Annotated in this window: 15 protein-coding genes; 6 read left to right on the top strand and 9 right to left on the bottom strand. The window is 62.8% G+C overall.

The window, feature by feature from the left end; translation table 11 throughout:
• Positions 1 to 885: LysR family transcriptional regulator (locus AC0L3L_RS04040; protein WP_473636646.1), on the bottom strand; the 885-nt coding region annotated here is incomplete at its 3' end.
• A gap of 122 nt (positions 886 to 1,007) precedes the next feature.
• Here AC0L3L_RS04040 and AC0L3L_RS04035 point away from each other — a divergent pair.
• The gene (locus tag AC0L3L_RS04035) at positions 1,008 to 1,739 is read left to right on the top strand and encodes an SDR family oxidoreductase (RefSeq protein WP_473636645.1); all 732 of its coding nucleotides are present in this window, start codon (positions 1,008 to 1,010) and stop codon (positions 1,737 to 1,739) included.
• A 191-nt stretch (positions 1,740 to 1,930) separates the two neighbouring features.
• Here AC0L3L_RS04035 and AC0L3L_RS04030 read toward each other — a convergent pair whose 3' ends face one another.
• Both AC0L3L_RS04030 and AC0L3L_RS04025 read right to left on the bottom strand, forming a co-directional pair.
• Positions 1,931 to 3,478, bottom strand: coding sequence for an acyl-CoA synthetase (locus AC0L3L_RS04030; RefSeq protein ID WP_473636644.1), 1,548 nt, complete (start codon positions 3,476 to 3,478; stop codon positions 1,931 to 1,933).
• Positions 3,479 to 3,633: 155 nt separating this feature from the next.
• Complete coding sequence (locus AC0L3L_RS04025; RefSeq protein ID WP_473485223.1) at positions 3,634 to 4,854, bottom strand: alanine racemase; 1,221 nt, start codon at positions 4,852 to 4,854, stop codon at positions 3,634 to 3,636.
• Positions 4,855 to 5,085: 231 nt separating this feature from the next.
• Between AC0L3L_RS04025 and AC0L3L_RS04020 the strand changes: the two genes are divergently transcribed.
• Complete coding sequence (locus AC0L3L_RS04020; RefSeq protein WP_473636643.1) at positions 5,086 to 6,003, top strand: DMT family transporter; 918 nt, start codon at positions 5,086 to 5,088, stop codon at positions 6,001 to 6,003.
• Between the two features lie 529 nt (positions 6,004 to 6,532).
• On the opposite strand, the gene metF is transcribed toward AC0L3L_RS04020, so the two are convergent.
• Positions 6,533 to 7,450: a methylenetetrahydrofolate reductase [NAD(P)H] gene (metF, locus tag AC0L3L_RS04015; RefSeq protein ID WP_123151982.1), complete on the bottom strand. Its 918-nt coding sequence runs from the start codon at positions 7,448 to 7,450 to the stop codon at positions 6,533 to 6,535.
• Positions 7,450 to 8,472 carry an ArsR/SmtB family transcription factor gene (locus tag AC0L3L_RS04010; protein ID WP_473485221.1) on the bottom strand — a complete coding sequence of 341 codons (1,023 nt, stop codon included), beginning with the start codon at positions 8,470 to 8,472 and terminating at the stop codon, positions 7,450 to 7,452. Before AC0L3L_RS04010 ends, metF begins: the two co-directional genes overlap by 1 nt.
• 144 nt (positions 8,473 to 8,616) lie before the next feature.
• On the opposite strand from AC0L3L_RS04010, the gene tsaA reads away from it, so the two are divergent.
• The 4 genes from tsaA to AC0L3L_RS03990 all read left to right on the top strand — a co-directional run bounded on the left by tsaA (position 8,617) and on the right by AC0L3L_RS03990 (position 11,556).
• Positions 8,617 to 9,138 carry a tRNA (N6-threonylcarbamoyladenosine(37)-N6)-methyltransferase TrmO gene (gene tsaA, locus AC0L3L_RS04005; protein WP_473636642.1) on the top strand — a complete coding sequence of 174 codons (522 nt, stop codon included), beginning with the start codon at positions 8,617 to 8,619 and terminating at the stop codon, positions 9,136 to 9,138.
• Positions 9,135 to 9,446, top strand: a complete 312-nt coding sequence (locus AC0L3L_RS04000) for a DUF2293 domain-containing protein (RefSeq protein ID WP_292191721.1) — start codon at positions 9,135 to 9,137, stop codon at positions 9,444 to 9,446. Before tsaA ends, AC0L3L_RS04000 begins: the two co-directional genes overlap by 4 nt.
• A gap of 102 nt (positions 9,447 to 9,548) precedes the next feature.
• Complete coding sequence (locus AC0L3L_RS03995) at positions 9,549 to 10,508, top strand: aminotransferase class IV (protein ID WP_473636641.1); 960 nt, start codon at positions 9,549 to 9,551, stop codon at positions 10,506 to 10,508.
• 205 nt (positions 10,509 to 10,713) lie between these two features.
• Positions 10,714 to 11,556 carry an SDR family oxidoreductase gene (locus AC0L3L_RS03990; protein WP_473636640.1) on the top strand — a complete coding sequence of 281 codons (843 nt, stop codon included), beginning with the start codon at positions 10,714 to 10,716 and terminating at the stop codon, positions 11,554 to 11,556.
• Positions 11,557 to 11,612: 56 nt separating this feature from the next.
• Here AC0L3L_RS03990 and AC0L3L_RS03985 read toward each other — a convergent pair whose 3' ends face one another.
• From AC0L3L_RS03985 to ettA, 4 genes are all read right to left on the bottom strand, one after another.
• Positions 11,613 to 12,230, bottom strand: a complete 618-nt coding sequence (locus AC0L3L_RS03985; RefSeq protein ID WP_473636639.1) for an MOSC domain-containing protein — start codon at positions 12,228 to 12,230, stop codon at positions 11,613 to 11,615.
• Between the two features lie 145 nt (positions 12,231 to 12,375).
• Positions 12,376 to 13,497: a beta-ketoacyl-ACP synthase III gene (locus AC0L3L_RS03980; protein ID WP_473636638.1), complete on the bottom strand. Its 1,122-nt coding sequence runs from the start codon at positions 13,495 to 13,497 to the stop codon at positions 12,376 to 12,378.
• Positions 13,498 to 13,697: 200 nt separating this feature from the next.
• Entirely contained in the window at positions 13,698 to 14,468 is a 771-nt protein-coding gene (gene tam, locus AC0L3L_RS03975) for a trans-aconitate 2-methyltransferase (RefSeq protein ID WP_473636637.1), read from the bottom strand.
• Positions 14,469 to 14,514: 46 nt separating this feature from the next.
• Positions 14,515 to 16,164, bottom strand: a complete 1,650-nt coding sequence (ettA, locus tag AC0L3L_RS03970; protein WP_292214292.1) for an energy-dependent translational throttle protein EttA — start codon at positions 16,162 to 16,164, stop codon at positions 14,515 to 14,517.
• Between the last annotated feature and the right edge of the window lie 215 nt (positions 16,165 to 16,379).

Raw genomic sequence — 16,379 nt, 5'->3', positions numbered from 1 at the left:
GGCAAGCAGGAAGTCGATAAACACACGCAAGGCCGGCGGAACCTGCCGGGAGCTCGTATGATATAGATGAAAGCCCGAAAATCGGGGCGACCAGGCTTCGAGAAAACGGATGAGCTTGCCGGCTTCGATCCACGGCCGAACCTGGTAATCCAGCATGTAAGCCACGCCGATCCCATCCAGGGCCGCCCTGATCATCAGTTCCGTGTCGTTAACAGTCAGACCGCCGTTCACGGCTATTTCCAAAGCGCGTTGGCCTCGAGCGAACTCCCATCGATAGATGTTGCCGCCGCCGGGCCACTGGAAATTGATGCATTGGTGATGATGCAGGTCGGCGGGATGACGGGGTATGCGGTGATCCTCGAGATAGCTGGGCGCCGCCACCGCAGCCATCTCCAGCTCGTCGCTGAGTTTCACCGCCACCATGTCCTTATGCAGCCGCTCACCAAGCCTGATTCCGGCATCGAATCGTCCCTCGACAATATCGGTCAGCATGTCGTCGACGATGATGGTGAGGGCAATATCGGGATAGGCACGGCGGAAATCGCCGAGGATGGGCACGATGAAACGCATGGCGGCGATGCGTGGAACATTGATGCGCAGCGAGCCTGCCGGTCGATCGCGTGATGCATGCGCGTCGGCGACAGCCCCTTCGAGTTCGCTGAATGCCGGAGCGAGGCGGGCAAACAGCGTTTCGCCTGCAGCGGTCGGCGACACGCTGCGGGTCGTGCGGTTGAGCAGCCGGACACCGACACGCTCCTCCAGCCCGCGTATCGTCTGGCTAAGCGCCGGCGGCGAAATCCTGAGCCTGGCCGCGGCGCGGACAAAGCTGCCTTCCTCGACGATCGTCGCGAACGCCTTCAGCTCGGAAAACTCGGTCCCTCGCATTATGTACCCCAGACTTAACAAGCCTGTTCGATCATAGGCCATTATCTGAGCAATAGCATGCCCCTAACTTCCACATGGAACCGCCGGTTGATTTGGAACGGCCGTAGCCAGACGAGACAGCTATGTATCATTCGCTTGAAGGCAAAATCGCGCTCGTGACCGGCAGTTCGCGCGGCATCGGCCGCGCCATCGCCGAGGGGCTCGCGACACACGGGGCGGCCGTGGTCGTCAATTATGTCGGTAACGAGAAAGCCGCTCAGGAAGCCGTTGCTGCGATCCGCGAGAATGGCGGCAAGGCCGTCGCCATTCAGGCCGATATCTCCAGCGTTTCCGACATAAGCCGGCTTTTCGATGAGACCGAAAAGCAGATGGGGGCGATTGACATCGTTGTCGCCAATGTCGGCGTCGCCGTCATAAAGCCGTTCGTCGAGGCCACCGAAGCCGACTTCGACCACGTCTTCGGCGCCAATGCCAAAGGCACCTTCTTCACGCTTCAGGAAGCGGCGCGCCGCGTGCGCGACGGTGGCCGTATCATCGCGGTTTCCACCGGTGGAACCAAGATGTTCTTCACCCAGACCGCCCTTTATCTCGGCAGCAAAGGAGCCGTCGAGCAGTTCGTCCGCGTCCTCTCGCGCGAGCTCGGACCGCGCTCCGTCACCGTGAATGCGCTTTCGCCGGGCTTTACCGACACCGACCTGCTCCCAGAGCGGGACCGGGCTGTGGCCGCCGGCATGTCGCCCTTTGGCAGGATCGGAGCGCCGCGCGACGTCGCCGATGTCGCGGTTTTCCTCGCCTCCGACGAGGCCCGCTGGCTGACCGGCGAAAACATCCAGGCCGGCGGCGGCGTGGCCTGACCGACCGCAGCCTATGCCCAAACCCACAAACGTTGTTCAGCGCGACGGCAAAAGCCGAGATCGAGATCGATCTCTGGTTACGGCAACCCGAGAACTATGCCGCCGCACTCAAACTCGTCGCAAAGCCCCGAACCAACGAGTATGACCCCGGAGCGGACGTCCGCCCGATTTCGACCGGGAGAATGTTCGCGCTATGTTTGCGAATCCCCAGAGACAGCACTTCGGAACCGGTGCCGCAGAGTAGGCTTATGCACTTTGCCGACCGCGCTGCGGGGCAGAGCTTCCACGAACATCGCCGTGCGCGGAACCTTGTAGCGCGCCAAGGCGGTGGCGCAGTGTGCCAGCAGCTCGGCCTCTGTGACCGCCGCACCATTCTTTCTCGCTACGATGGCGCAGCCCACCTCGCCCCAGCGCGAATCGGGCACACCTATCACTGCCGCCTCGGCCACCTCAGGATGGCTGTAGAGAACATTTTCGACTTCGGCTGGATAGACGTTCTCGCCACCGGAGACGTACATGTCCTTCCAGCGATCGACGATCGTGACAAAACCCTCCTCGTCGACCCGCACGGCATCGCCGGTGCGCAACCAGCCGCCCTCGGCGAAGGCGGCGCGCGTCGCTTCCGGCTGGTTCCAATAGCCCGGCGTGACGGCGGGACCACGGACCCAGAGCTCGCCGACCTCGCCCGGGGCGGCATCGCGCGCCGCATCGGCCACCACGCGCACTTCGACGTGCATGACGGGCTTGCCGGCCGAGTCCACCTTGCGCGCAGCATCCGCCGCCTCGAGATTGAGGATCAGCGGACCTGTCTCGGTCATGCCGTAGTTCTGTCTGAGTACTACACCTTTGCGCCGCCAGGTTTCGAGGAGCGGGACGGGAACGGGTGCCGCGCCGACGAAGGCACCCACGACGTTGGAGAGGTCAGCCGCAGCGAAATCCGCGTGCGCCGCCATGGCCTGGTAATGCGCCGGCACGCCGTGCAGATGCGTCACGCCAAGCATCGGATCGGCCAGCTGCCGCAGCGCCTCGCCGGCATCGAAGCGCCGTGTCACCGCGACAGTGCCGCCGGCATAGAAGGTGGGATTTGCGTAGATGTTGAGGCCAGCCGCGTGAAATAATGGCAGGACGCAGAGCAGCACGGTCTGCGGCGACAGCACGGCCACGCCAATGCAGTTCACTGCATTCCAGAAGTTCATGCCGTGGGTCGCGATGGAGCCCTTGGCCACGCCTGTCGTGCCGGAGGTGTAGAGTATCGTGCAGACGTCGTCATGCATGAGCCGGTGCGGCGCTGCGAGCGGCTGCGCCGCGGCGATGGCGCGCTCGTAGGGGCTTTCCTCAGGACCGCGCAGCAGGCGATGCACGATGCCGTGGCGGCGCGTCAGCTCATCGGCAACACCGGCAAACTCGGGGTCGTAGATGAGCACAGCGGGCGTGCAATCGGCTATGATGGCGTCCAGTTCGGGAAGCGCCAGCCGCCAGTTCAGCGGGACAAAAATGGCGCCGAGACGGAAGCAGGCGAATTGTAGCTCAAATGTGTCGGTCGAATTGTGCGCCAGCAGCGCTACGCGCACGCTGGGCGAGACGGCGCAGGCCTCCTGCAGGTGCCGCGCCAGGGTCGCGATGCGCCGATCAAACATGCGGTAGGTGAGGCGGCGGCCGTCTTCCAGATTTACCGCCGCGAGCGCCTCCGGCCGACGGGCGGCATGATGGGCGATCCAGTCATGGTGGCATGTGGACATTCTGGGCTATGTTGCACATGGGCTTAGGTTCGACAACGTGTCTGCATTTAGCACTTCCGCGACATGGAGGCAGTCGTGAAGAAGAAGCATCTTCAAATCGAAAGCAGACTTCCGTACGCGGCTGGGCCGTGCCGGTTTATGAGTTCACGAACTAACTAATCCGCCATCGTCTCCAGGCTGGCAAACCCCTGCGGCGCGTCGCCTTCGTCGAACGGCGTCGTCACCTCGACGAACGTGTCGGGATAGAAGCCGTTGAACCGTGTCCTCAGCGACAGCGAATAGGCGCCGATATGGCCGATCTCGATCCAATCGCCGGTATCGACCGTTTCCGGCAGCCAAAACGGCCGCGACAGGATGTCGACGGAATCGCAGGTTGCGCCGCAGACCTTGAACGGCACGATGGTCTTCTCCTCGCCATTGCGCGAGCGAATCGCCGGGTCTGGAATGAAGCGCGCCGGCAGCGTGATCTTGCCGGTCCACGAATCCGACAGCGACGCCCAGATGCCGTCATTGATGTAGAGCCGCTTGCCCTTGCGCAGCAGCACGCGAACGATCAGCGACAGGCAACGCGCCACGATCACCCTGCCCGGCTCCGCCACCAGCGGCATCTGGTCGAACTGGTATTCCTTCAAATCGCCGGACAGCCGCGACATGATCTGGCCGAGCGATGGCATCTCGATCTGCTTGCGGTTGGGATCATGGCCGTATTCGGCGGGAAAGCCGCCACCGACGTCGAGCCCGGCAATGTCGAAGCTGACGCGGTTGCGCACCCAGTCGGCCGAGGCCAGCGCCCGCTCATAGGTGTCGGGATCCTCGATCTGGCTGCCGACATGGAAGCACAGGCCGACCTTGTAGCCCGTCCGGTTCAGCCGTTCGGCCAGATCGACGGCATTGGCCGGCCCGGCGCCGAATTTCTTCGACAGTTCGTAGGCGGCCGATCCTTTGGTCTGGATGCGCACGAACACGGTGATCGCACCCGGATCGATATCGAGCGCCCGCACCACGCGGGTCAGCTTGGTGATCTCGTCCTCATGATCGAGCGAGATGACGCGGATGCCGTATTTCTCCAGCGCCAGCTTGATGTCCGACTGTGCCTTGACCGGATGCATGTAGAGCATCTCGGCGTCGGGCGAGACGGCGCGCACGGCGGCGAATTCGCCGGGCGAGGCCACGTCAAAGGCATTGACGCCAGCCTCGGCCAGCGCGTTCAGCACGATCTGCTCGCCGTTGGTCTTGACCGCATAGGCGGTCTTGCCGGGAAACATACCCATGAACTGCCTGGCGTCCGCCTTCAGCACCTGCGGGCGGAAGCAATAGATCGGATCGTCCGGGCGAAGCGCCAGCGCCGCTTCGCGCGCATTTTCGAATCGCTGCATGGACGAATCCCTTGACCTAGACTGCGCACAATTAATCCAACCTATGCGTGAATGAAAACAATTCTATGTCTCGCGGCCCAGACGCTGCGGCGCTACGCCAGATGACAGGCCAGACAACAGGAAAAGCTAGCCTACCGATCTGGTTTCGGGTGGCCCTTGCCGTCGAACAGGATATGGCCTGAACAGACGCCTGATTGGCTTGGCATTCAGAGCCATCTGGGAGGACGATCCATGGCGATCACAACCACGACTGCAATGCGCGGACCCATGGCCCTGAAAGACTGGGCACAGCTTCTGCTGCTCGGTGCGATCTGGGGTGGCTCGTTCTTCTTTGCCCGCATTGCGGTTGCCGAGATTCCGCCGTTGGTGCTGGTGCTGTTTCGCGTCGCCATTGCGGCGCTGGCACTGCATCTCTATCTCGGCCTGCGCGGTCCGTCCTTCCGCCTCGCCTTGCCGCATGCCGGCCTGTTCTTTCTGCTGGCGCTCGTCAACAACGTCATTCCCTTCTCGCTGATCTTCGCCGGCCAGACTGAGCTTGGTGCCGGTGTCGCCTCGGTGCTCAATTCGACGACGCCGTTCTGGACGCTGGTCCTCGCCAACGCGCTGACATCAGACGAAAAGCTCTCCTGGAACAAGCTTGCCGGGATCGCGCTCGGCATCGTCGGCACGGCGGTGATGATCGGTCCCGGCCTGCTTGCCGGGCTGGGCGGGCCGGTCTGGGCGAAATTCGCGCTGGTCGGCGCGTCGCTGTCCTATGCGGTGGCCCTGATGATTGCCCGCCGCTTCAAGGGCGTGCCGTCACCGGTCATCGCCACCGGACAATTAACCGCCTCGACCATCATCATGATCCCGGTCGTGCTGCTTGGCCACGGCACTGCCAACCTGTTTTCGGCCTCGCTGCCGGTCTGGGCAGCGGTGTTGGCGCTGGCCCTGCTGTCCACCGCCTTCGCCTACATTCTCTATTTCAACCTCGTCGCCTCGGCCGGTGCCACCAACGCCTCGCTGGTCACGCTGATCGTGCCGGCCAGCGCCATCCTGCTCGGTTGTCTGTTCCTGGGCGAGCGGCTCGAATTGTTCGAACTCGGCGGCATGGCGCTGATCGCGCTCGGCCTCGTCACCATCGACGGGCGCCTGTACGGCCGACGTTAATGCATGTCGCCCAAAAGCACGTCCTCGGGCTTGAACCGAGGGTGCGCAGCGCCTTTGCGATAACGCGCAAACGACGCTCTAACTCGTTGAATCTTCGCATCGACTCGAAAATCGATTCCGATTCTCGGCGGCGGTAGCGCTGTCATATGCATTCTTGCCCCAGCTTCGTCACATTTTATGCACAGGTCCGAAGCGGGATTTTGCCGAAGAGTTTCAATACCTAACGGCAAATGGCCGGTCGTAAATTCCACAATGTCGTCGCATTGCAGCATATTTTCCGCTTGCCTGTGGCACAAATGACCCTAGACTCTGGCCATAGCTCTTTAAGAGGAGGCTATGACGTGGGACTCACGAGGCCAATCAACGCATTGATGATCTGTGCTGCTTTTGCATTCATCGGAGCCCTGATAATGGGCTTTCTTCCGTAGACCCGCCAAAGCAACGGAAGATCAGCACCGAATAGTCCAAGTCATCGAAAAGGCCGGGTTTTTACCCGGCCTTTTTGCATTTCCAGAGACTTGGCCGAGACTTACGCCGCAGCAGACCCCGCAGCTTCAGCCTCATGCGAGCGGATGCCGATCATGTGGCAGACGGCGAAGACCAGATCGGCCCGGTTCATCGTGTAGAAATGGAAATCGCCGACGCCGCGCTCGACAAGGTCCAGCACCTGCTCGGCCGCCACCGCGGATGCCACCAGCGCATGCGTCTGCGGGTCCGTCTGCAGCCCGTCGAAGCGCTCGGCCATCCACGCCGGCACCAGCGCGCCGCAGCGCGCCGAGAAATTGGCGACCTGGGTGAAATTGTGGACCGGCAATATGCCCGGCACGATCGGTATGTAGATTCCGGCCCGCCGTGCCCGCTCGACATAGCGCTCGTAGAGATCATTGTCGAAGAAGAACTGGGTGATCGCCCGTGTCGCGCCATTGTCGACCTTGCGCTTCAGCATGTCGATGTCGGTGGCGAAATCCGGGCTCTCCGGATGCTTTTCCGGATAGGCGGAGACCGAGATGTCGAAATCGCCGACACCTTTCAGCGCCCCCACCAGTTCGGCGCCATTGGCATAGCCGTCCGGATGCGGACGGTAGGCGGCGCCGACGCCCTCGGCCGGATCGCCGCGCAAGGCGACGAAGCGGGTGACACCCATGTCGGCGAATTCCTGAATGACTTCATCGACCTGGTGACGCGCCGCATCGACGCACGTCATGTGCGCCGCCGGCGTCAGCGCCGTTTCGTTGAGGATGCGCTTGACCGTGCGCGCCGTGCGCTCGCGCGTCGAGCCGCCGGCGCCATAGGTGACGGAGACGAATTTCGGCTTGAGCGGCTGCAGCCGGGTGACTGTGTCCCACAGCCTTGCTTCCATCTCGTCGCTCTTCGGCGGGAAGAACTCGAACGAAACTCTGACCTTGTCGCCAATGTCAGGGCGGCGGGAAAAGCGGAACTGGTTCATCAGGCGGTTTCCCCTATCGGATAGGCATTGGCCGGTTGTGCGTGGTTGGAAGGATCGGCGATCAGCATGCGCTGGTCACGGCCGAGCCACAGTTTGACGGTGAGCCTGGCCTCGTTGCCGCCGCGCGGCTCGAATTCCTGGCTGTCCTCGAGATCGAGCCCGGCCTCGGAAAACCACTCGGTGATCTGCCGGTCGGAAAAGCCGAGCCGCACATGCGCATGCACGTCGCGCAGGAATTCCAGTGCGTGCGGAGCGAAATCGACGATCACCAGCCGGCCTGCCGGGCGCAGCAGCCTTGCTGCCTCGCGGATGGCGCGGGCGGGATCGTCGAGATAGTGCAGCACCTGGTGGATGGTGACGAGATCGAAGGCGTCGCGCTCGACCGGTGGCGCAAAAATATCGCCCTGGCGCACCTGAGCATTCGAAATGCCGGCTTTGTCGAGATTGGCGCGCGCCACCGTCAGCATCTCGCGCGACATGTCGATGCCGATGCCGCGCCGGTAGAGCGGCGAAAAAATCTCGAGCAGCCGCCCGGTGCCGGTGCCAAGATCGAGCATCGACTGGAACGGCCGTTTGCCGACGAGCTTGAGCAGCGCCGCCTCTACGGCACGGTCCGGCACATGCAGCGAGCGGATATGATCCCAGCTTGCGGCGTTTACGGAGAAATATTCGGCGGCGCGATCCTGCCGCTTGCGCTTGACCGCTGCCAACCGCTCGAGGTCACGCTCGACCTGCGGATCGGCATCCCGGATGCCGGAGACCAGCCTGAGCACGAAATCCCGCGCCGCATCCGAATCCGACAGCCGGAAGAAGGCCCATGAGCCCTCCTGATAGCGGCCGATCAACCCCGCCTCCAGCAGCAGCTTCAGGTGGCGCGAGACACGCGGCTGTGACTGGCCGAGGATTTCGGTGAGATCGGAGACGGTCAGGTCGCCGCGCGACAGCAACGCCAGGATGCGCAACCGGCTGGATTCGGCCGCCGCCTTCAATGTATCTACCATGGTGTCGAGAGCGACATGCATGCGAGCATTCTCTTTGAAAAAGATATAAACATATGTTTATGTCGATTTTGATAGCCTTGCAAGCGCTATGTCGCTTCCGGACAAGAAAATGGCGCATGCGTGGCGGATCGCCAACAGCCGGATGCATGATCGGGGTGGAAAACCATGTTCGAAACGCGCAGCGGCGAAAAGCTTCTGGAAACCGATCCGGCCGATATGCCGCCGGACGGCCATGTCGTCTTCATCGGCCGCATCGCCTCGCCCTGGACCGCGCGGGAAACTTGCCCCAAGAACATGAAAGCCGCGCGGGAAACCGGACAGCCGGCGGTTCTCACGATCGATCGGCGCTATCGTAACGGCCTGCTTGGTTTGGAGCGCGCCAGCCACGTCATCATCCTGTCCTGGCTGCACCACGCGCCGCGGACCCTGATTGTTCAGAAACCCCGCCATGCGGCTGAACCAAAGGGCGTTTTTTCGCTGCGCTCCCCGGCCCGGCCGAACCCGGTCGGGTTGCATATCGCCAGGCTCGTCGCCCTCGACATCGACACGGGTCGTATCGATCTCGATGCCATCGACGTGCTCGACGGCACGCCGGTCATCGACATCAAGCCTTATTTCGCATCGACCGATGCCTTTGCCGAGGCGACCATTGCCGGACGGGACGAGCCCGGACGGGTCGGGCAATGAGCGCGCCGACCGGCCGTCGCCGCGCCATCGCCAAGGCGCTGACAGCGCTTTTGCCGCTGGCGCCCTATGCCGACATGGAAAAGATCCGCGCCGACGCCGGCGCGGTGCATATGAAGAGCTTGCCGCCGACGATCGCGGTGTGGCTGGCGACCATCGCCCATATTCGTCATGTGCACACCGATTACGAAAAACTGCTGGCCGAAGGCTACGACCGCGACTCGGCGCGCTTCTTCGTCATGGAACAGACCAACAGCGTGCTGACCCGCTGGCGCGCCACACGTCTGCTCGAGGATAACGATGAGGAATGACAACGTCTCTCGATGGCTCATCCGGAACCCCGGCCTGTGTCTTGTGCTACCCGCCGCAGCGCTCTATCGCGTCTGGACGGAGACGACCTGACGGAGGACGTGATGAGCAACTTGATCGATCCGCATGCCAAACCACTGCCCTCGCTCTCCGTCCATCACATAGACCCGCACTCCTATCCGGACGGGGTTGCCTTCCTGGACGGGCAATATCTGCCGATGTCGCAAGCCAAGATCTCGGTGCTGGATTGGGGCTTCCTGCATTCCGACGCCACCTACGACACCGTGCATGTCTGGGGTGGTCGCTTCTTCCGCCTCGACCTGCATCTCGATCGCTTCTTCGGCGGGCTGGAAAAGCTGCGCATGACGATCCCGTTCGACCGCGATGGCGTGGCCGAGATCCTCGAAAATTGCGTGGCGCTGTCGGGTCATCGCGCCGCTTATGTCGAGATGCTGTGCACGCGCGGCACCTCGCCGACCTTCAGCCGCGACCCGCGCGACGCGGTCAACCGTTTCATGGCGTTCGCTGTTCCCTTCGGCTCGGTCGCCAATGCCGAGCAATTGCAGCGCGGCCTGCATGTGGCGATCAGCGACAAGGTGCGCATCCCACCGGCTTCGATCGACCCGGCGATCAAGAACTATCATTGGCTCGACCTGGTGCGAGGCCTCTACGACGCCTATGACCGCGGCGCCGAGACCGCGCTGCTCCTCGATTTCAACGGCAATGTCGCGGAAGGCCCCGGCTTCAACGTCTTTTGCGTGGATGACGGTAAACTGTCGACGCCGGCTGCCGGCGTGCTGCCCGGCATCACCCGTCGCACCGTCTTCGATCTCTGCGCGGAGGCAGGGCTTGCCGTTGCAGCGGCCGATGTCAGCGTCGCTGCGCTGCGTCGGTCCGACGAGGTCTTCATCACCTCGACCGCCGGCGGCATCATGCCGGTAACGATGATCGACGGTGTTCCGGTCGCGGACGGCAAGGTCGGCGCGATTACCAGGCGCCTTATGGCGATCTATTGGCAAATGCACGAAGACCCGGCCTGGTCGAGCCCGGTACGCTATCCCTGACCCATCCCTGGCCGATTGTTATGGCGCAGGCTCTCATCAACAAAACGTGCTCGACCTTGATAGGTCCGGAATGCTGCGTATATGCTGGAACGGAGTAGCCTCCGTTTAGACCATGATCCCCGAAAGTGGAATCCGGTTTTCGCTGGAGATCATGGTCAAGCAAGAACTCAAAATCAAAGCCCGCAAGGGCAAGAATTGGTGGATCATGACACACAAGGTTTGGTTTATTACCGGATCGTCGAAGGGTTTCGGCCGCGTCTGGGCAGAAGCAGCACTCGCCCGCGGCGACCGCGTCGCGGCAACGGCCCGCGATGCCGGCACGCTTGCCGACTTGGTCGACAAATATGGCGACCATATCGCCGCGATTAAGCTAGACGTCACCGACAAGACGGCCGTCGATGCCGCCATTGCCGAAGCGCATAACCGCTTCGGCCGGCTCGACGTCGTCATTAACAATGCCGGCTATGGCCATTTCGGGGCCATCGAGGAAGTCAGCGAACAGGAGGCCCGCGATCAGATCGAGACCAACGTGTTCGGCGCTCTCTGGGTGACCCAGGCCGCCCTGCCGATCCTGCGGGCGCAGAGGTCCGGCCACATCATCCAGATCTCGTCGATCGGCGGCGTCAACGCCTTCGCCATGATCGGTCTCTACCACGCCTCGAAATGGGCGCTGGAAGCCTTTAGCCAGTCGCTTAGCCTGGAGGTCGCGGAGTTCGGCATCCACGTGACGCTTGTCGAGCCGGGCGGTTTCTCCACCGACTGGGCCGGACCGTCCGCCAAGGTTTCGAAGCCGATCGCTGCCTATGAGCCGGCCCGTGCCGCGATGGCGGAGCGCCGCAAGCGCTCGGTGGCCGGTGATCCCGCCGCCACCGGACCGGCAATGCTTGAAATCGTCGATGCGGCCGAACCGCCGCTTAGGGTGTTCTTCGGCGATGGCGGCCTGCCGATGGCCAAGCAGGAATATGCCAATCGCATCGCGCTGTGGGAAAAGTGGGATCACCTGTCCATCATGGCGCAGGGCGCGAACAAGAACCGCAAGGCCGCCTAAGACCGATCCGGAAATCGCTACGCCGCCATGGCGGCGTAGCCCCAGCCTCACCCGCCCTAAGCCCGGTAAATCCACTGCTCGGGCACACGCACCGAAATCTCCTCGCCGGTCGTGATGCGGCCTGGTTTTTCGACCCAGGCGACGAGGCCGCGCAACCGCTTTGCCGCCTTCGGGAACAGCAGCGCGCCGGCCTCGTGGTCGGCCATTCCGGCATTTTCGGCGACCGATCGCCCAGCGATGCGGCAAGGTCCGTTCTGCGCGTCGACCTTGATGGTGACGCCGCCTTTGAAGAACAGCAGCGTGCCGGATGGCAGCATGGAGAGATGCGGCAGGCCTTCGATCAACAGGTTGGCGCCGATCCACTCCGGCTTGATCTCGGCGATGCCCATCCGCCCTGCCACGATCGCCAGCTCTTCCGCCGCCACGACAGACAATTGCCGCTCGTTGCGCATTTCGGTGCCGCGTGGATACCAGGGTTCGCGCCCGCCGGAGCGCCGCGTCGCGCCGGCGTGAAAATCGCCATCGATGCCGTCGAAGCCAAGCCGCAATTCATCCACCGCGCGTGTCTCGAAATGATCCAATGGCGCGACGTAAAGCGCTGCCACCTGCGCGGCAAGCTTCCGCACCGGGATGATTTCGACCGGATTTTCGGCCTCGGGAAAGAGAACCAGCATAGGTTTCGCTCCTTGCGTGATGCCGCGCAATTAGCCGCAGTCAGCTCATCAGGTCCAGTCTAAAGCGCTGATGCCCCAATCAAGCAGACTGATGCGATTACATACCGGCGGCCTCTAATACTGGTGCCGTTCGCGCCAAGTTAGATCAGAGCATGCGCAATAGCGCCCCGCCAATCGAATAGCCGGCGCCGAAGGCGCAGAGCAGGCCATAGTCGCCGGCCTTCATGTCGGCATGGTTCTCCGACAGGGCGACGATCGCGCCGGCGCCGGCGGTATTGCCGAGGCGCTCCAGCACCATCGGTGCGCGGTCATGATCGACCTCGTGACCGAAGGACAGCTTCAGGATCATGGCGTTCATCCGGGCATTGGCCTGGTGCAGCCAGAAGCGCCGGATCGCCTGCGGCGTCAGCCCGTGCTCGGCCAGGAACTCGACGATGAACTTGTGCCCGGCAACGGTGACTTCCTTGAACACCTTGTTGCCGACCTGCTTGATCAGATTGCCTTCCAGATTGATCATATACGGATCGTCCTGGGCGGTTCGCGTGTAGTAGCCAAGATTGGTGCGGATGTTGTTGGACATCTGCGTCCAGGTGCGCGTGTCGAGCACCTCGAAGCGTCCCGGTCGCTTATCGCCCAGGGCAAGCCCCTCGACGACCATCGAGACCGAAGCATCGCCGAAGATGAAATGCGTCTGCCGGTCGCGGAAGTTGAGATGGCCGGTAATGATCTCGGGCGTCGTCACCAGCACGCGCCTGTGTGCGCCCGCCCGCACCAGATTGACCGCAATATGCAATGCCGCCGCCGCCGATGAGCAGCCAAGGCCCATGTCGAAACCAGCGCCCTTCGTGCCCATCGCCTGCTGCATCTCGATAGCGATCGCCGGATAGGGCCGCTGGTGATGCGAGGCCGAGCAGATCACCAGGTCGATATCCCCAGGCTCCAGGCCGGCATGGTCGAGCGCTTTCCTGGCCGACGCGATGCCGAACTCGGCTTCGAGCGACAGCGCATCGTCGGGCCGCACCGGAATCCGCGGCGCCATGCGGGTCGGGTCGAGAATGCCTTCCCGCTCGATCACATGGCGGGTCTGTACGCCCGAAGCATGGACGATGAAGGCACTGTCCGACTTCTGCAGCAGCGTCTCGCCCGAAGCCTCGCGGCGGACATTCTCCGTGTCGACCCAGGCATTGAAGCTGTCGACCAGTTCTTCATTGGTGATCGAAGGCTCGGGGATTTCAACGCCGATACCGCTGATGATGACGCGATGCATTTCCACCCCATGCGCAGGCGTTGCGGCTCTCATTTGGGCGCCGCGAAGGTTGGGCGCAACTGTTTTTCGTACCTGATGGGTGTTTACGCCGGCTTAAATCAAATGCCTGAGGCAAAAGACCACAACCTTGCGTTGCCGAAATGCGCATGGTGCGGATCAAGCGCCGCCAGGCACTGCCTCTCTCGGTGTGGCTACCGTTTCTAAGCGGATCGCCGCGCGACTATGAACAGGCGCGGAAAACGCAGCAGCACCTTGCCGTTTGCCGTCTTCGAATAGGCTTGGGTTATTCTGGCAGTGTAGCGATTGAGGAAAAGCCGCCGCTCGTCCTCGTCGAGCGGATCGAGGAACGGCTTCAGCCCGGTCGACTTCAGCCATTCGACAATGGCTTCGGCACCGGCAAGCGGATGATTGTAGGCGGTGTGCCAGATGTCGAGCCGGTCTGAGAACGGCGACAAAAGATCGTAGTAGAACGACACCGGCGGCAGCGGCCCGCCCGCAGCACCCCTAAGCTTTGAGGCAAACGGCATTTCGGCCGCCGTCTCCCGCATCAGCCGGTGTGAAGGCTCGCCCATATTGTCGGGCATCTGCACGGCAAGCGCGCCGCCGGGCGCCAGAAATCCCATCAGCCGCTGGAAGATCGCCGGATGCTCCGGCAGCCACTGGAACACCGCATTGGCAAAGATCACATCGACCGGCTGTTCGGGCAGCCACGCCGCCGCATCCGCCAGCTCGAATGTTACTTCAGGCAGACGCGCCCTCGCCTTCTCGATCATGTCAGGCGAGGTGTCGAACCCGCTGACCTGCGCGCTCGGCCAGCGCGCGACCAGCAATTCGGTAGAATTCCCCGGCCCGCAACCGATGTCGACCACCCGGCGCGGCATCTCCACCGGCACCTGCGCGACAAGATCGCGCGACGGCCGCGTGCGCTCGTCCTCGAATTTGAGATATTGGGCGGCGGACCAGTCTGCCATTTCAGCTCCTCAGATCATTTGAGAATTCGCCGCCCTAAAAAAAACCCTACCGCGTCAACCTCTTGTACGTCATGCGGTGCGGATTGACGGCATCAGGGCCGAGCCGGCGGATCTTGTCCTGCTCGTAATCCTCGAAATTGCCCTCGAACCATTCGACATGGCTGTCGCCCTCGAATGCCAGGATGTGCGTCGCCAGCCGGTCGAGGAACATGCGATCGTGCGAGATGATGACGGCGCAGCCGGCGAAGTTTTCCAGCGCGTCTTCGAGTGCCGCCAGCGTTTCCGTATCGAGATCGTTGGTCGGTTCGTCGAGCAGCAGCACATTGCCGCCGGTCTTCAGCATCTTGGCCAGGTGCACGCGGTTGCGCTGGCCGCCGGACAGATTGCCGACCTTCTGCTGCTGATCGCCGCCACGGAAATTGAACGACGCGCAGTAGGCACGGGTGTTGGCCTCGAACTTGCCGAGCTTGACCACTTCGGCGCCGCCCGAGATTTCTTCCCACACGGTCTTGGTCGGGTCGAGTGCGTCGCGGCTCTGGTCGACGTAACCGAGCTTGACCGTCTCGCCGACGCGGATCGTGCCGGCGTCCGGCTTTTCCTGGCCGGTGATCATGCGAAACAGCGTCGTCTTGCCGGCGCCGTTCGGGCCGATGACGCCGACGATGCCGCCGGGCGGCAGCTTGAAGTCGAGATCGTCGATCAGCAGCGTGTCGCCAAAGCCCTTCGACAGGCCCTCGACCTCGATCACCACATTGCCGAGCCGCTCGCCATGCGGAATGACGATCTGGCTGTCGCTCGGACGCCGCTTGTCGGCCGCATCCAGCAGATCCTGGAACGCCTGGATGCGCGCCTTCGACTTGGTCTGCCGGGCTTTCGGGCTGGACTGGATCCACTCGCGCTCGCGGCCGATCGCCCGCTGGCGCGCGTCGTCCTCGCGGCCCTCCTGCTTGAGCCGCTTGGCCTTGGCTTCGAGATATTTGGTGTAGTTGCCCTCATAGGGAATGCCGCGGCCACGGTCGAGCTCGAGGATCCAGCCGGTGACGTTGTCGAGGAAGTAGCGATCGTGGGTGATGATCATCACTGCGCCCGGATAGGCGCGCAGATGCTTTTCCAGCCAAGCCGTCGTCTCGGCGTCGAGATGGTTGGTCGGTTCGTCGAGCAGCAGAAGGTCGGGCTGCCGCAGCAGCAACTGGCAGAGTGCTACGCGGCGGCGCTCGCCGCCCGACAGCTTGGTGACGTCGGCTTCCTTGGGCGGGCAGCCGAGCGCTTCCATCGCCATCTCGACCTGCTGTTCGAGATCCCACAGGTTCAGCCGGTCCATCTCGTCCTGGAGCTTGGCCGACTCGTCGGCCGTCTCGTCGGAATAGTTCATCATCAATTCGTTGTAGCGCTCGATGATCGCGGTCTTGGCGGCGACGCCTTCCATGACGTTCTCGAACACGGTCTTGTTCGCATCGAGTGCCGGCTCTTGCGCCAGGTAACCGACGGTGGCGCCTTCGGCCAGCCATGCCTCCCCGCTCCACTCCTTGTCGATGCCGGCCATGATCTTGAGGATGGTCGACTTGCCGGCGCCGTTCGGGCCGAGGATGCCGATCTTGGCGTCGGGGTAGAAGGAGAGATGGATGTTCTCGAGCACCTTCTTGGTGCCATAGGCCTTATTGAGGCCGGCCATGTGATAGATGAACTGGCGTGCCACGCGCGCTTTCCCTGAAAAGTCGACTGGAATGTCGGATTGAATGGAAGTTGCGCGCTATGTAGGCGATGCCGCGCCGAACGGCAAACTGTTTTGGCATTTCGGATCGGCCTTCGGGCCAAGACGGGCGCTACCGCGTCGTCGGCGAACCCGGCGGCCATGTGCCCGACAGCCTCACCGCGCGGACTAAGTGTGGTGAGATTCAGGCCCGGCCGCGC

Source organism: Mesorhizobium sp. WSM4849 (assembly GCF_055811385.1).
The sequence above is the reverse complement of the archived record's forward strand: the minus strand, read 5'-3'. Positions and strand labels throughout refer to the sequence as shown.

Bases quoted from the DNA above. Each gene is read 5' to 3' on its own strand.
- AC0L3L_RS04035 (WP_473636645.1), top strand. From the start codon at position 1,008: ATGTATCATTCGCTTGAAGGCAAAATCGCGCTCGTGACCGGCAGTTCG.
- AC0L3L_RS04030 (WP_473636644.1), bottom strand. From the start codon at position 3,478: ATGTCCACATGCCACCATGACTGGATCGCCCATCATGCCGCCCGTCGG.
- AC0L3L_RS04025 (WP_473485223.1), bottom strand. From the start codon at position 4,854: ATGCAGCGATTCGAAAATGCGCGCGAAGCGGCGCTGGCGCTTCGCCCG.
- AC0L3L_RS04020 (WP_473636643.1), top strand. From the start codon at position 5,086: ATGGCGATCACAACCACGACTGCAATGCGCGGACCCATGGCCCTGAAA.
- metF (WP_123151982.1), bottom strand. From the start codon at position 7,450: ATGAACCAGTTCCGCTTTTCCCGCCGCCCTGACATTGGCGACAAGGTC.
- AC0L3L_RS04010 (WP_473485221.1), bottom strand. From the start codon at position 8,472: ATGCATGTCGCTCTCGACACCATGGTAGATACATTGAAGGCGGCGGCC.
- tsaA (WP_473636642.1), top strand. From the start codon at position 8,617: ATGTTCGAAACGCGCAGCGGCGAAAAGCTTCTGGAAACCGATCCGGCC.
- AC0L3L_RS04000 (WP_292191721.1), top strand. From the start codon at position 9,135: ATGAGCGCGCCGACCGGCCGTCGCCGCGCCATCGCCAAGGCGCTGACA.
- AC0L3L_RS03995 (WP_473636641.1), top strand. From the start codon at position 9,549: ATGAGCAACTTGATCGATCCGCATGCCAAACCACTGCCCTCGCTCTCC.
- AC0L3L_RS03990 (WP_473636640.1), top strand. From the start codon at position 10,714: ATGACACACAAGGTTTGGTTTATTACCGGATCGTCGAAGGGTTTCGGC.
- AC0L3L_RS03985 (WP_473636639.1), bottom strand. From the start codon at position 12,230: ATGCTGGTTCTCTTTCCCGAGGCCGAAAATCCGGTCGAAATCATCCCG.
- AC0L3L_RS03980 (WP_473636638.1), bottom strand. From the start codon at position 13,497: ATGCATCGCGTCATCATCAGCGGTATCGGCGTTGAAATCCCCGAGCCT.
- tam (WP_473636637.1), bottom strand. From the start codon at position 14,468: ATGGCAGACTGGTCCGCCGCCCAATATCTCAAATTCGAGGACGAGCGC.